Raw genomic sequence first — 14,557 nt, 5'->3', positions numbered from 1 at the left:
CTTGGACGGAGACTGAAATCTCCGCCGTGGTCGATAGCTATTTCCGAATGTTGGCCTCCGAAAAGGCGGGTATCACAGCAAGGCTGACAACCGGCGTCGTCTCATGACGACCGTGCATCGATCTAAAGGGTCGATCGAACGCAAGCTCCAGAGCATCTCTGGGGGAGTCCTGGACGTGCTGGGCGCGCAATGGATCAGCGGTTACAAACCCCTGGCGCACTATCAGGACTCGTTGGTGCCGGCCGAACGCACGCCGTTTTGGCTCATGAAACGGGAGGTCGACGTCGCTGAAGAGAGGAGCGACAGATGTCGAGTTCGACGCCTCTTTCGAAACCATGCGCAGATGTTCGAAATCGTCCCCCCTTAAAAATGCGCTCTTCATTATCATAGACCACCAGGGCGCGACCTACTAAGAATTACCGAGGCGCTCTCGGCGCAAGCCTTGCCTTTCAAGATGCACCCTTAGATTACAAGCGAGCTTACGGGCAGATTTTTTGTTGCGCTATCGCAACGTGAGATAAAAGGTCAGAGGCGAATGCTTCAGACTACAGGACTATGCTACCATGGTTTACAACATGGGATGCAATGATCGCTCGCTAAGGAGTGCCCGTAAGCTCACATTTTTTTCTTCCTTTGGGCGGTCTATTGAGCGTTCTAGATGATTTGAAAAATGCAGAGTCCCTTAGCGATCTCGCTAAGGTGCTAGGCTATAGGGCGAGCGCGCTTGCGTTCATAGTCCATCAAATCCCTCCGTCTTCGAAGTACACTGTTTTTGCGGTCCCGAAAAAAGCGGGAGGCGTTCGTACGATTAGCGCCCCTATCGATCGACTTAAGACGCTTCAACGCCATCTCTCTACGATCCTTTATGAATGTCGCGCAGAGATCGATTCAGCTCACAAGCTGAAACCACTATCGCACGGGTTTCGAAAGTCGCAGTCCATCATCACGAATGCGCACCAGCACATCAAAAGCCGATATGTCCTCAACGCCGACCTCGAAGACTTCTTTCCAACGATAAACTTCGGTCGAGTACGAGGGTACTTAATCAAAAATAATGACTTCAAACTTCATGCCGACGTTGCGACCGTAATCGCTCAGATCGCTTGCCATAACAATGAACTTCCGCAAGGCGCGCCTAACCTCAGCGCAAGGGTCGAAAGCGAAGTGGCATCAAATGCAAGCAGGCCTGACGAAATGGCGGACGATATGCCGTTTTAGGGCACCGGTAGACTGAGGGAAAAAGGATGAGGCTTCGACTGGCTGCGGTAGCGTCGTTGATGCTTCTGTATGAACCACAACGCGCATTGGCTCTTAGCGGAGCAGAGCTTTATCAAGCCTGCAATGAAAAGAACGATTCTGCCGGGGACCTGTTCTGCAATGCTTACATGCGCGGTTTTCTGGAAGGTATGACCACCGGTATCGGCATTAGGGAAGCATTGGGCGCTAGTGCCTACTGCCCACCCCAGGAACAGGCAATCTCTGTTACCCAAGGCCGCTTGATTGCTAAGCAATATTTTCGCGAGAATCCGCAGAAACTGCATACGGACGCAGCGCTTATACTTGGACTTGCGCTAATCCAAGCCTTTCCGTGCGGGGATGCAAATTGGAATAGTCCACGATGACAACGTACCGGCACACGTTAACGATTGGGGATAGCGAGTACATCGCGCTAGAGGCAGCTCCACGGTGATGATCGATCATCACGACGTGCAGGTCGCAGCGGGGGGAAGACGCCCCGTATTGGGCGCATAAGAAGAGCTGCACGAAATGCTTGAGCAGCTACAGTCAACTCCGGAAGATATGACAAGCGAGAGTAGCCTTTTCTGGCCTTCGAAGGAGTATAATTCGGATAATACATATTTTCTCTTTACCCGAACCGCGACACACCCTATACTCCCACGCCATCTCATCCCGCCGGAAGGGGCGGGTCGCGATCGTCACGGTTCGTGGGGTGAGTTGCGGTGGACGCGGGCGGTGTTGGCGCCAGGTGCGGTCGCAGGGCGGGGTCTCCCCGTGAGCGATCAGCGGGCGCGGTACGACAGCGCGGCCATGCCCTGCGAAGCCCGAAGGGCGAAGCGGGGCCGCGTACGGCAAAATCGTGTGGTCCTGGCGCCCGCAGGCTGGCGTCAAGTCTCCGCGGTGGTGTGCGTGCCCGACCGGGTAGCGCACATCAGCGATCTCGCGAGGCGACGGGGGCAAGAGTGCATCGCTCCCCGGGGAGAGCGCGACATAAGCCGTCAAACCACTGCGCAGGGAAGGCCGGTTATCGGGCTGCACCTGTGTCTCCCCTGTGAGCGTTGACTTACGCATCATTGCACAGGGGCTCGCGGGTGCCAGCCGGTACCCGGCCTTCCCTGCGCCCTTCCGATTCCGAAGGGCGCCAGAAGCGAAGCAAAACCCGGGCGAAAAGCGCTGCGGGATCGCGATGTCATGTCGGCTGTTTGACACTGGAAGAACCGGAGCGGGTGAGCGCAGCCCGGATGAGCGAGGTGTCAGCCGTAGCTCGGAGAGCGAAGGCGGGAAGCGCTATCCGGCAATTTCGCGAGCGGCCCCCCGCATCGTTCGCCAGCGCCTCTCGCTCGGCCGAAAGTTGCGCGTGCAAACCGCGTTGCCAGGACGTAATCAGATATCTTTCGACTGCCTCCGATAGAGCCCAAGGCATGCTGCAACGCACTTTCCTTCGTACGGTGATTTTTCTTTTCGTTCTGTCGGCGGTCGCAGTCGCGGACCAGCACGCGCTGGCGGGACCACGCGACGATTTCAGGGGCACCGCCATCGTCGAGCTGATGCAGAAATACGGCCACCCCGATCAGATCGTCCCTTTCGGCCGCAAGGACCAGGACCGCGCCTATCACTGGCGAATGAAGACGACGGCCTCCTTCGAGGCAGCCGACCAAGGCGAGCGGCGCGAGGATTTCTTCTGCGACGTGACCGCCATCGTTGGTCAGAACGGGCGGGTCAAGACCTTCGAGGCCAGGCCCGCCGATGTCGGCGCCGGCGTCCTCGCATCCATCGAAGCCTTCGGGCCGCTGTGCCGCAAGGCATTCGGCTCACGACCGAGCCGGACTCGCGGCGAAAAACTCGCCAGGATGCGGCTTTGAGCGGCCGAGGTTGAACAGAGCGGTCCATGGCATCCTTCTACGCAGAGAACCACCTTCGACACATCGCCGGGCTGGAAAAGCGCCACGGTCCGATCAGCGACGAGGTCGTCACAGCCCTGCGCACGCTGATCAAGCTGATCTGTCGTAGCGAGGACCCGGTCGAAGCCATCCCCTTTCTCGACCGCTGCATCTCGATCCAGGAGAGCCTGCATGGGCCGCAGTCCATCCTGGGCGACCTCGATGAATGGATCGGCCATGCAGGCCGCGTCGACTTCAAATTGGTCGAGCCGTTTCAGCTGCGGCGGCTGGCTATCAGGACCAGGCTCTCCGGCGAGCACAGTTGGCAGGCCGCCGAGGAATGCGAAGCCATCGCCCGGAAATGGGCCTCCGCCGGAGATTATTCCCGCGCCAGGGCTTTTCTGGAGCGCAGCATCTCGATCCTCGAGAAGGTCCACGGCGCCGTCAGCATCGAAGTGGCCGCCGCCGTCGACACGCTCGCCGAGATCGGCGCGCGCCTGACGAAATGGGCGGACGCCGAGACGAATCTGCTGCGCAGCCTGCGTCTGAAAGAGAAGATATTCGGGAAGAGAAGCGAGGAAGCGGCCCGGACGCTGCTCACCTCCGCCATCGTCCATGCCAATTCCTGCAAACTGCAGCGACACGGGACCAAATTCGAGAGTCTGCGCAAGGCCGTGACCGCCTTCGCGTCCGGTCTCGACATCATCGAGGAACGATTTGGACCCGACAGCCTGGAGGTTCAGAAGGCTCTCGAAGCCATGATATCGGCCTATCTCGACTGTGGAGAGTTCTGGAAGGCCGAGCCTTTGCTGAAGCGGCTGCTGGAGATCTGCGAGCGGACTTATGGAGACGACGCTGCGGCCCTGCTCTGGATCCTGGCGGAGCTCGCCACGGGGTATGCGCGCGAACGGGTGGAAGATGCCGAGCCGGTCCTGGAGCGGGGCTTCGCGGTGCTGCGGACCTTCCTCGATGCCGGCAAGCCGATCTTTCGTCGCAGCATCCTGGACATGGCCGGCAACCGGAAGGTGCTCTACGGCGGCAGTCAGAGAGGCGTGCTCGAGACGCTGGTCCAGGCGTCGGAGACGTTTCGCGACAATCTGCGAAAGCGATGGGGAGCGTAGGTGGACCTCGGATGACAGATTACGACACCAGGAAGCTGCAATGCCATTGCTGCGGCAAGACCTCCGAGCATTCCGTGCTGATGAGCTCGAACTCGTTCGGCTCGCGCGACCTCGACCAGAGGCCGCCGAAAATGTACCGCTGGACCATCGCAAGCTGGCTGCAGGAATGCCCCTATTGCGGCTACGTCGCCCCGAGCATCGACAAGGGCGATGCGAGGGCGCGGAGCTTCCTCGATACCGCCGAATTCCGCGCCGCCTCGCTCGACCCAGCGCCCGACCCGGTATCGCGCCGCTTCCTGGTGCGCGCCGCGCAGCACGCCTATGACGGAGAACGGAGATCGGCGTTCCTGAGCACGCTGTCGGCGGCATGGGTGGCCGACGACAGCAACCGGCCGTCCGACGCGGCTGCACTCCGCCTCAGAGCCGCCGGTCATCTCGAGAGGCCCCGGATCACCTCGATCGATACCCGCTTGCTGCTGCTCGACGTGCTGCGACGGGCATCGAGCTGGGAAGCCGCCGAGGCGCTGACCGCCGAATTGACAGCTGAAGAGCTGGACTATCCCTTTGCCGAGATCGTTGCCTTCCATCGCGACAAGATCGCGGCCAGGGATGACCAGCGACATACGATCGGCCAGGCGCTCGAGGGCAAGCCGCCGCCGCCGGTCGCGGTCGAGGACCCGGAGCTGCTCAAAGCCATCGCACGGCACATCAAGATCGTTCCGAACCCGCGAAGGACGTGACCATGAAGGCCGCCGGCCTTGCCTTTGCCGTTGCACCTGCCTTGGCTCTCCTGACGGCTCCTTCTCTCGCTGCGGGAAGCTGGAAGCTGGAATTCGACAATCGCGATCTTCCCTCGCTGAGCTACAGGGATCAGGGCAAGGTGACGTTCATGCTGGGCTGCGGACGCGCTCTGGGCCTGCATGCAAGATATCCCGGCGAGGCCGGCCGCGCCGGAAAGGCAACGATCACGATCGGAAACGGCCGCAAGTCAATCAAGCTCGCTGGCGAATTCGAGGAGATTTCGGCCGACGACGACGCGACCAATTTTGTCCAATGGGATCTGGGCTACTCGAGGCCGGACCCGGAGCTGTTCGGCAAGCGCTGGAAGCGGGCCCAGGCGCGCCTGCTCGGCCTGATGGAGAGAGCGTCGCCGCTGACGATTTCGAGCAGGACGACGAGCTACCAACTTCCCAGGATCGATGCGGCCGGCTGGCGGGCCGCCATTGAAAGGTGCGGCGGCCTTGGGGCGGTGAAGTAACCGCTCGACTTTCGTGCCGGTCCCCCTCGATCGACAATCTCTGATCGTCACCCTGAGGTGGCCGCTTCTTCAGCGGCCCTCGAATGGCGACGGCCCGACTGACAGCTCGGCCGTTCATCCTTCGAGGCTCGCTACGCGATGCTACGCATCGCGCTGCTCGCACCTCGGGATGACGGGACTGAAGGGCGCGTTGCGAGGGGTTTGGAGCTGGTGGCAAGTGACACTCTACGGCGCCAGATATCGCATCAGCTCCGGATTGCCCCGCACCTCGCCCGCCTCGCCTTGCAGCGCGACGCGGCCGCGGTCGAGCACGTAGGCGTAGTCGGCGACGCGCAGCGCGAGGTCGAGGTGCTGCTCGACGATGATGACGGCGATGCTCTTGGCGAGCTCGATCAGGCGTTCGGTGATCTCCTCGATGACGCCGATCCAGACGCCTTCGGTCGGCTCGTCCAGCAGCAGCAGTTTTGGATCGCCGAGCATGGCGCGGCCGATCGCGAGCATCTTGCGCTCGCCGCCGGACAGCGTGCCGGCGGGCTGGTCGAGGCGCTGGCCGAGCTTCGGGAAGATGGTCAGCACCTGGTCGACCGCGTCTGCCTTCTTGCTCGCGAGCGAGCCGACGGCGAGATTGTCGCGCACCGACAGGCGCGCGAACACCGAATGCTCCTGCGGCACGTAGCCGATGCCGGCGCGCACCCGCTCCTGGGTGGCGCGGCGGCTGATGTCGCGGCCGTCGAAGGCGACCTCGCCCTTCCACGCCGGCAATTCGCCGACGATGGTCTTCATCAGCGTGGTCTTGCCGGCGCCGTTGCGCCCGAGCACGGCAACGCCGCCGCGCCAGGGAATGCCGAGGGTGACGTCGAACAGCACCTGGCTGCGGCCATAGCCGGCATCGAGATGTCTGATGTCCAAAAATTCAGGCACGGCGCAGATAAATCTCCTGGACGGCTTTGTTGGCCTGGATCTCGGACACGGTACCAGACGCCAGCACCTTGCCCTGGTCGAGCACGGTGAGGCGATCGCAGATGTCGCGGATGAAATCGAGGTCGTGTTCGACGATGACGAGCGAGCAATGCTGCTTGATCGGCTGAAGCAGCTCGCCGGTGACGCGGCGCTCCTCCAGGCTCATGCCGCCGGTCGGCTCGTCGAGCAGCAGCAATTTCGGCTTGCCGGCAAGCGCCATCGCGATCTCCAGCCATTGCTGCTGGCCGTGCGACAGCGCCGCTGCGGCCTCGAAGGCGCGATTCGCGAGGCGGAACTGCGTCAGCATGGTCATGACCTGGTCGTGCAGCGCGGCTCTCGTGCGCGAGAACACGAGGTCGACCAGCGAGGACTGCGCCTGCAGCGCGAGCAGGATGTTGTCGTACAGCGTCAGCGACGGCAGCACGCTGGTGATCTGGAATTTCAGGCTCATGCCGGCGCGGGCGCGCTCGGTCGGCGTGAAGGCGGTGATGTCGGTATTGACGAACGACACCTTGCCCTGCGTCGGCACCTCGGCGCCGGCGATGCACTTCATCAGCGTGCTCTTGCCGGAGCCGTTCGGGCCAATCAGGCCGTGGAATTCGTTGGCGCCGACGCTGAGCGCAGCACCGTCGAGCGCGGTGAGCTTCCCGAAGATTTTCGTGATGCCGGCGGCCTCAAGGAGCATCGCGATGCTCCCCGACGTTTTCCTTGGCCTTGGCACCGAAGCTGCCGACCCGCTCGCGCTCCCCGAGCACGAAACTGATCAGGCCCAGCGGCCGGAACAGGATGACGAGCAGCAGCAGCAAGCCCAGAATGATCGGCCAGATGTCGCGATAATTGTCCGAGAGCCAGAAGCTGACGCCCTCGACGATGACGGCCCCGATGACGGCGCCGATCAGCGTGCCGGAGCCGCCGAACAGCACGTAGAGCACGACCTGGGTCGAGACGACGACGCCGACCATGTTGGGCCAGACGAAACCCTCGTGGAAGGCGTAGAGGCTGCCGGCAAGCCCGGCAACGCCGCCGCCGATGGTGAAGATGATCGCCTTGAGGTGCTGCGCCTTGTAGCCGAAGAAAGCGATGCGCTGCTCGTTCTCGCGCAGGCCGGCGAGCGCGAGGCCGAACTGCGAACGCACCAGGAAGCGGCAGAGCAGGTAGACCACGACGAGGATGCCGAGCACGAGATAATAGAAGGAAGGCCCTTCCGTGAACTCGTACGAACCGAGCGACATCGGCGCGATCGAGGGGATGCCGTTCTGGCCGCCGAGATAGTACCAGCCGCGCGCCAGCCGATCGGCGGCGTAGGAGCCCGTCAGCGTGCCGAGCGAGACGAAGATCACGCTGGAGGGATGCCGCCCGAGCAGCAGGAAGCCGCCAAGCAGCAGCGCGAAGGTGAGGCCGATGATGGTGCCCGCCGGCAGCACCAGGAAGATGTTGGTGATGTCGAGGTCGCGCGCGAGCAGCGCCACGCCATAGCCGGCCGAGCCGAAGAACAGGGCCTGGCCGAAGCTCATGATGCCGGCATAGCCCCAGACCAGATCGAACGACAGCGCGAACAGCGCGAGAATGATCACGCGCGTCGCGAACACCGTGAGATAGTCCTGCAGCAGCAGCGGCGCGAGCAGCGCCGCGACCAGCACGACGCCCTCGACGATCGGCAGCACTTTCCGCGCCGACGCTCGCTTCGCCGTCCGACCGCTATCCATGGCGACGTCCGCCTCCCCGCCGATCTCGGCGGGGATCGCCTGTTTCACTGCGCCCATCGACTTCAGCATTCCACTTCAGCATTCCTTGGGATCGACGAGGCCGTTGCTGCGCCCGACGATCTCGTAGTTTCCGCCCTTGGCGACCGCGGTGTACATCTTCATCTTGCAGTGCCGCTTGCCTGGCACCATCTCGGCAGGTCCGCCCGGACCTTCGGCGATCTTGGCATGGTCGAGCGCCGCCGCGACCGACTCACGATCGATCTTGCCGGCTTCCTTCACCGCGGCTTCCCACAGCTTCAGGCCGCGATAGGTGCCGGTCGCCGCACTGCCGGCGGCGAAAAGGAAGTTGCCGGGAAAATCCTTCTCGTAGGCCGCCTGGATTTTGGCGTCGAACGGGTTCTCCTTGGTCAACACCTTGAAATAGTCGAGGCAGCTTGCGAGTCCCTCGATCTCCGCGGCCTGATTGATGTTGAGCGTGTTCTCGTCATAGTAGACGCAGGCGAGCCGTCCGCCGTTCTTGAGGAAGCCCGCTTCATAGAGCTGCTTGAAGAACGGGCCGACGCCCGGCGGGATGACGGTGTTGAAGACGACGTCGACCTTGTTGGAGATGATGCGGTTGACGGTCGCGGAGAAATCCACCTGGTCGAGCGGGTAGTATTCCTCGAACACGACCTCGCCGCCATTCGCCTCGATCACCTTGCGGGCATAGACGTTGAGCGTGTGCGGCCAGACGTAGTTGGCGCTCGGCAGCGCGAACTTCTTGCCGCCGTTCTTGATCAGCCAGGGAATGAACTCGTCACATTGCTGCGCCGGCGTCGGACCGGTGCAGAACAGATAGGGCGTGCACTCCTTGCCCTCGTAGAGCTGCGGATAGATGTAGAGCGTCTTGCCGCGCGCCACGATGGGATCCTTGATCGCGTTGCGCATCGAGGAGGTGATGCCGCCCAAGACCATGTCGACCTTGTCGCGCTGGATCAGCTTGCGGACATTGCCGACAGCGACGGATTCGTTGGAGGCGGTGTCCTCGATGTAGAGCTCGACCGGACGGCCGAGCAGACCGCCGGCGGCATTGATCTCCTTGATCACCATTTTGGCGACGTTGGCGTCGGCATTGCCGGCATAGGCGATCGGGCCGGTGAGGTCGGTCGCGATGCCGACCTTGATCGGAGCCTCTGCGGCATTGGCCCAGGGCGCCGGAATCACCCAGCTGCCGACCCCGGTTGCGACCGCGCCGGAGGCAAAGGCGAAATTGGAGAGGAAGCGGCGACGTGAGAGCTGCGTGCGATCGAACATGACTAAACCCCTTTTCCAGCGATGAGGCCCTGCGGGCGGAATTTGATGAAGACAATGGCAAGGACGAAGACGAGCACGTCGGCGACGACGGGCGCCATTACCCAGGGCAGCGCGGCGCTGAGCGTGCCGATGACACCGGCGCCCGCGACCGGCCCGATGAAGGAGCCGACGCCGCCGACCATGACCGCGACGAACCCCTGGATCAGGAAGCGCAGGCCGAGATCGGCGTAGAGGCTGAACACCGGGACGATCAGCGCACCGGCAAGGCCGGCGAGCGCGGAGCCGAACGCGAAGGTGGCGCCGTACATCAGGGGCGTGGAAATGCCCGAGGCCCGCGCCAGCGATGGATTCTCGAGCGTGGCGCGCATGCGCAGACCAAAGTTGGTGCGCGACAGCAGCAGATAGCAGCCGGCCATCACCAGAAGCGTGATGATGATGATGGTGAAGCGCCAGGCCGAGATGTGCATGGCGCCGATGTCGATCGAGCCGCCGATCGGCTCGGGCACGGTGAGATAGAAGCCGCCGATCAGGCCGCGCACGGATTCGCGGATGATCAGACCGAGCGCATAGGTGCCGAGCATCGCCACGATCGGCGCGGCGTAGAATCTCCGGATGATCAACGCCTCCAGCACGAAGCCGAGCGCGCCGACGACGAAGGGCGCCGCGACCATGCCGGCCCAGATCGGCAGGCCCTTGGCGTAGGCGAGATAGGTGATGTAGGCCCCGAGCAGGACGAACTCGCCCTGCGCGAAGTTGAAGATGCCCATCATGCTGGCGATGATCCCGAGCCCCAGCACGATCAGGACGATGATCGCACCGAAGCTCAGGATCTCGAACGCCGCGACGAACGCGTTAGCCATGCTTTGCTGTTCCGCTCGTCTTCACTGAGGCCCCGCTCACATCTTCTTCCAGTCGCCGATCTGCTCGAAGGCGTGCGCGGCGCGGTAGATGGTGGATTCCTCGAACATCCGGCCGACCAGCATCAGCCCGACCGGCAGGCCATCGACCATGCCGCAGGGCAGCGACATCGCGGGATGATGGGTGATGTCGAACGGCGCGGTGTTGGAGATCATCTCGAGTGCGCGGGCGACGTATTCCTCGCGGCTGGCATTGGGCTCCGGCAGCTTGGTCGCCTTCATCGGCGTGGTCGGCATCAGCAGCAGATCGTAGTCCCCGAACGCCTTGTCGTAGGCCGCGGTCAGCCGGCGCGAGATGTTGAGCGCCTTGCCGTAGAAGCGTGGACCGAAATTGTTGTTGATGTAGGTGCCGAGCATCATGAACAATTTCGTGGTTTCGGACAGCGAATCGGCCTGGCGGCGCCAGCCGCGATGGAAATCCATCAGCGAGGTCGAATAGAGATCGCCGCGGCTGAGGCCGTAGCCGTCGCCGAACATCATGGTCTGGGTCAGGCCTTCGGTGCCGATCGGGGTCCAGATCGCACCGCCCAGGAGGTGCATCGGGATCGACACCGTCTCGACGGTGGCGCCGATATCCTTGAAGCGCTTTGCGGCCTCGCGCACGCTTTCATTCACGGCGGCTTCTGCAACCGGCTGTTCAAAACCTTCCTTGACGATGCCGATCTTCATGCCCTTGACGCCCTGGCCGAGCGCCTTGGTGTACTCCTCGACCTTTGGCGACTTGATGCGCGGATCATAGCCGTCGTCGCCGGCGAGCACTTCGAGCAGCAGCGCGTTGTCGGCGACCGTCGCCGTCATCGGCCCGGTATGGTCGACATAGATCTCGATCGGCATGATGCCGGTATAGGGCACGAGACCCCAGGTCGGCTTCATGCCGTAGATGCCGCAGAACGAGGCCGGCATGCGGATCGAGCCGCCCTGATCGCCGCCGATCGCCATGTCGACCTCGCCGAGCGCGACCACGACGCCCGAGCCCGACGACGATCCGCCGGCCGAGTAGCCCATCTTGTGTGGATTGTGCACTGGCCCGTAGGACCCGGTGTGGCTGCCGCCGGACAGGCAGAAGTGCTCGCAATGCACCTTGCCGGCGATCTCGGCGCCGGCATCCAGCATGCGCGTGACGATGGTGGCGTCGAAATCGGGGACATAGCCTTCCAGCGTCGACGAGCCATTCGTCATGGGAACGCCGGCCAGCATGATGTTGTCTTTCAGCGCGACGGTCTTGCCCTTGAGCTTGCCGCTCGCGGCGCCCTTCACGGTCGACTTGCGATACCAGGCGTTGCGGGGGTTCTCCTCAGCCGAGGGGCGATAGCCCGGGGTGCGCGGATATTTCACCTCGGGCACCTCGTCCGGCATCGCGGCAACGAGATTGTAGGCCTCGATCGAGCCCTGCATCAGGCCGCGGAACGAGGCGACGTCGTCATCGGTGAGCGAAAGGCCGCATTGCTCGGCGACACTGCGCAATTGGGCGGGGGTGGGAAGGACAACTGTCACGGCGCTCTCCTCTGAGGCTTCTTGATCCCTGGCGTTGGACGGAGTCTCGCGGTCGCGCTTGCACAAGCGCGGCCCGTTCGGCTTCGCGTCGATATTACAGACGGAAATATTTTCCTTTTTTCGCGAAGCCGCTGCGACGTATCAACAGCCGCCCCTCAAAGCGTCTTGATGATCTTGAAGTCGAGACCGTCGGCTTCAGCGAGGTACATCGGCATCTCGGCGCGCCCGTCGCGAAGAACCACGGGACCGCGGCCCGCCGAGTAAACGGTGTTGCGTGCGGCCTTCAGCAGCGGACGAAAGGCCAGCGACCCGGCACGATTGGCCACCGACTCCAGGAACCGCAACCCCTCATAATTCGACTGGCCGACCGAGCCGACCGGCGGCGCGTGCGGGCCGAACATGGCCTGGTAGCCACCGAGGAACTCGTCATTGGCACGCGAGGCCATACAGTTGAAATAGCCGGAGGCGCAGAACAAATTCTCGGTGTTGTCGGCGCCGATGCCGAGCAGCACGGTCTCGTCCATCGCGCCGGCAAGCCGCAGCGTCGAGGTCGCAAGGCCGGCTTCCGCGAAGGCGCGATTGAAGGTGATGCTGTCGGTGCCGATCAGCGAGATCAGCACGACATCCGGCTTGGCGGCGCGGATGCGCGCCAGATGCGGCTCGTGATTGTCCTCGCCGACGGGGACAAATTCCTCGCCGACGACCTGGCCGCCGGCCTCCTTGATGTAGCGCTTCACCGCGCGATGCGACTGCCACGGCCAGACATAGTCGCTGCCGATCAGGTACCAGCGCGCCGCCCTCTTGACGTCCGCCAGCCAGTGGATCGACGGCCGGCTCTGCCAGCGCGGCGTCTCGCCGATCGCCATCACGCCCGGCGTGCGCTCGCCGCCTTCATAGACGGGAGTGTAGATGTAGGGGATGCGGTTGCCGGTGACCTTGCGCAGGGCAACACGGACGGCGCTGATATGCGAGCCCATGATCAGGTCGACCTCGTCGAAGGCGATCGCCTGCTCGGCGCGTTGCACGACGTCTTCGATCGGGCCGCCGGAATCGTAGATCGAGAGCTCGAGCTCGCGCCCCAGGATGCCGCCGCGCTTGTTGATCTCGGCGACCGCGAGCATGGCGCTGTTGGTGGAGGTCGGGCCCCAGATTCCGGGCGAGCCGGTGAAGGTGAGGAAATTGCCGATGCGCAGCTTGTTGCGCGCGCCGCGGCGTTTCATGACATGCGTGTCAAACGGCGACAGGTCGAAATCCGCTGCCGCGGACGACAGATTCCTGAACAGCAAAGACGGTGGCAACGCCGGACCGCCATGAGCCGGGAAGTTTACCGTCGCGCGCACGCCAACTCCTGTCTGGCACCAGACCTGAAAGCACATTGAGCAGGCGGCCGCGGCTTCCGCCCTTTTGTTGTGCAATGATCCTATTTTGAAAATATTGAATATTCAAGAATTGAAGTGCATATAGATGCAGCATCGATTGCAAGACATTCACTCAATTAGGTCAAGACAAAGTCTTAGCCGTGGCAAAACCGTCGAAAGAAAACACCCCGATCACCGAACACCTCGCTTATTTGCTCGCGCAAGCCAACCGGGAGATCAACCGGCAGCTCGAGCTGCGGTTGAGCAAGGAAGGCGTGCCGGTCGAGCAGTGGCGCATCCTGAAGGTGCTGTCCGATGGCAACGGCCATTCGATGGGCGAGCTTGCGGGCGCCGTGCTGCTCAACCATCCGACGCTGACCAAGATGATCGACCGCATGGTCTCCGACACGCTGGTCTATCGCGTGCAGGACCCGGGCGACCGCCGCAAGGTGCTGATGTTCATCTCCGACCGCGGCAAAGTGTTGTGCAAGAAGCTCAACTCGCTCGCGGTCGACCAGGAGGAGCACATCCTGGAGAGCTACGGTGACAAGTCGACGAGCGAGCTCAAGCGGCTGCTGGAGAGCTTGATCGACAGCTCGAATTAGACCTCGTGAATTGGAGCGTGGGGGCCCTGCGAAGCCGACACACTCATCTGCCATTCAATGCATGGAGAGAGGACCTCCATGAAAGCACGCGCGTTGGTCACGCTGGCATTGGTGGCGCTCACAGAGCTCACCAGGCCTTATTCAGTTCTCAAGGCTCGCCCTCGCGTCCAGGCGGAGAATGAGCAGGCGCCGCATAATTGCATCATCGCCAGCACGAGAGGGGATAGCGTTGGCCGTTCCATGTCGTCCAGCCCGCGGACTTGTTGCTGACCGGTTTGGCTAAATACCATTTATTGCCGTCGGCATGGTTGAAGTACACGCCGCCCTGCGTTCCGCTGCGTGGATTTGTTAACTTCACCCATCGCGAGCCATTATCCGAGAAGCTGCCTGCCCAGCGTGCTCCGGAGCTGGTGGTGCAAGTGTCGCCGTTACAGCTTGTCTGACTGTCATCAACGGCGGCCCATTTCATCCGGGCCGACCGGCCGTCTATGTTGCACGACCATGTTCCGCCCCACCATCCGCCCACTTGGCTCGCAGGGGCGGGACCGCAAGCGTAGAAACTCAGGGCAAGAACACACAAGGTGGTTGGCAGCACGCGTTTGGACATTTGTCTGGCTCCCAATTTTCGGCCCCCGTGCGATTCAATCAAAACACGGATTGAGCTCATTAGAGGTGATCCAGATCACAATGAGCAGTGGCAAAATATTGGATGGTCTACCCGAAGGC

17 protein-coding genes are annotated in these 14,557 nt (G+C 62.6%); 8 read left to right on the top strand and 9 right to left on the bottom strand.

Annotated features, from left to right (window positions below; translation table 11 throughout):
• Nucleotides 1-103: 103 nt before the first annotated feature.
• The 7 genes from CIT37_RS03665 to CIT37_RS03640 all read left to right on the top strand — a co-directional run bounded on the left by CIT37_RS03665 (nt 104) and on the right by CIT37_RS03640 (nt 5,498).
• On the top strand, nt 104-367 hold the full coding sequence (locus tag CIT37_RS03665; RefSeq protein ID WP_334262559.1) for a hypothetical protein: 264 nt from the start codon (nt 104-106) through the stop codon (nt 365-367).
• Nucleotides 368-603: 236 nt separating this feature from the next.
• Entirely contained in the window at nt 604-1,218 is a 615-nt protein-coding gene (locus CIT37_RS40135; protein WP_095424529.1) for a reverse transcriptase domain-containing protein, read from the top strand.
• Between the two features lie 26 nt (nt 1,219-1,244).
• Complete coding sequence (locus CIT37_RS03660; RefSeq protein WP_152036321.1) at nt 1,245-1,622, top strand: Rap1a/Tai family immunity protein; 378 nt, start codon at nt 1,245-1,247, stop codon at nt 1,620-1,622.
• Between the two features lie 1,038 nt (nt 1,623-2,660).
• Nucleotides 2,661-3,101 carry a hypothetical protein gene (locus CIT37_RS03655; protein WP_095424528.1) on the top strand — a complete coding sequence of 147 codons (441 nt, stop codon included), beginning with the start codon at nt 2,661-2,663 and terminating at the stop codon, nt 3,099-3,101.
• Between the two features lie 26 nt (nt 3,102-3,127).
• Nucleotides 3,128-4,240 carry a tetratricopeptide repeat protein gene (locus CIT37_RS03650; protein WP_095424527.1) on the top strand — a complete coding sequence of 371 codons (1,113 nt, stop codon included), beginning with the start codon at nt 3,128-3,130 and terminating at the stop codon, nt 4,238-4,240.
• 11 nt (nt 4,241-4,251) lie between these two features.
• Complete coding sequence (locus CIT37_RS03645) at nt 4,252-4,980, top strand: thioredoxin domain-containing protein (protein WP_095424526.1); 729 nt, start codon at nt 4,252-4,254, stop codon at nt 4,978-4,980.
• Nucleotides 4,981-4,982: 2 nt separating this feature from the next.
• On the top strand, nt 4,983-5,498 hold the full coding sequence (locus CIT37_RS03640) for a hypothetical protein (protein WP_095424525.1): 516 nt from the start codon (nt 4,983-4,985) through the stop codon (nt 5,496-5,498).
• Between the two features lie 225 nt (nt 5,499-5,723).
• Here CIT37_RS03640 and CIT37_RS03635 read toward each other — a convergent pair whose 3' ends face one another.
• The 8 genes from CIT37_RS03635 to CIT37_RS03600 all read right to left on the bottom strand — a co-directional run bounded on the left by CIT37_RS03635 (nt 5,724) and on the right by CIT37_RS03600 (nt 13,350).
• The gene (locus CIT37_RS03635; protein WP_028141879.1) at nt 5,724-6,419 is read right to left on the bottom strand and encodes a branched-chain amino acid ABC transporter ATP-binding protein; all 696 of its coding nucleotides are present in this window, start codon (nt 6,417-6,419) and stop codon (nt 5,724-5,726) included.
• A complete protein-coding gene (locus CIT37_RS03630) occupies nt 6,412-7,143 on the bottom strand; it encodes an ABC transporter ATP-binding protein (protein ID WP_028141880.1) in 732 nt (243 codons plus the stop codon). The genes CIT37_RS03635 and CIT37_RS03630 overlap by 8 nt, the downstream gene beginning before the upstream one ends.
• A complete protein-coding gene (locus CIT37_RS03625; protein WP_095424524.1) occupies nt 7,133-8,233 on the bottom strand; it encodes a branched-chain amino acid ABC transporter permease in 1,101 nt (366 codons plus the stop codon). The genes CIT37_RS03630 and CIT37_RS03625 overlap by 11 nt, the downstream gene beginning before the upstream one ends.
• A 6-nt stretch (nt 8,234-8,239) precedes the next feature.
• Complete coding sequence (locus CIT37_RS03620; protein WP_028141882.1) at nt 8,240-9,457, bottom strand: substrate-binding protein; 1,218 nt, start codon at nt 9,455-9,457, stop codon at nt 8,240-8,242.
• Nucleotides 9,458-9,459: 2 nt separating this feature from the next.
• The gene (locus CIT37_RS03615; RefSeq protein WP_038972796.1) at nt 9,460-10,317 is read right to left on the bottom strand and encodes a branched-chain amino acid ABC transporter permease; all 858 of its coding nucleotides are present in this window, start codon (nt 10,315-10,317) and stop codon (nt 9,460-9,462) included.
• Between the two features lie 36 nt (nt 10,318-10,353).
• On the bottom strand, nt 10,354-11,868 hold the full coding sequence (locus CIT37_RS03610; protein ID WP_028141884.1) for an amidase: 1,515 nt from the start codon (nt 11,866-11,868) through the stop codon (nt 10,354-10,356).
• A gap of 155 nt (nt 11,869-12,023) precedes the next feature.
• Nucleotides 12,024-13,208 (bottom strand): substrate-binding domain-containing protein, encoded by a 1,185-nt coding sequence (locus CIT37_RS03605; protein ID WP_038950277.1) that lies wholly within the window; start codon nt 13,206-13,208, stop codon nt 12,024-12,026.
• Nucleotides 13,099-13,350, bottom strand: coding sequence for a hypothetical protein (locus CIT37_RS03600; RefSeq protein WP_162130963.1), 252 nt, complete (start codon nt 13,348-13,350; stop codon nt 13,099-13,101). Before CIT37_RS03600 ends, CIT37_RS03605 begins: the two co-directional genes overlap by 110 nt.
• Nucleotides 13,351-13,387: 37 nt before the next feature.
• On the opposite strand from CIT37_RS03600, the gene CIT37_RS03595 reads away from it, so the two are divergent.
• The gene (locus CIT37_RS03595) at nt 13,388-13,831 is read left to right on the top strand and encodes a MarR family winged helix-turn-helix transcriptional regulator (protein WP_018320557.1); all 444 of its coding nucleotides are present in this window, start codon (nt 13,388-13,390) and stop codon (nt 13,829-13,831) included.
• A 202-nt stretch (nt 13,832-14,033) separates the two neighbouring features.
• Here CIT37_RS03595 and CIT37_RS40130 read toward each other — a convergent pair whose 3' ends face one another.
• Entirely contained in the window at nt 14,034-14,438 is a 405-nt protein-coding gene (locus CIT37_RS40130; protein ID WP_414645261.1) for a DUF6006 family protein, read from the bottom strand.
• Between the last annotated feature and the right edge of the window lie 119 nt (nt 14,439-14,557).

The sequence above is a fragment of the Bradyrhizobium ottawaense genome (assembly GCF_002278135.3).
Taxonomy (GTDB): Bacteria; Pseudomonadota; Alphaproteobacteria; order Rhizobiales; family Xanthobacteraceae; genus Bradyrhizobium; species Bradyrhizobium ottawaense.
Note: the sequence above shows the minus strand (reverse complement) of the source record. Positions and strands in the feature narration are given on the sequence as shown.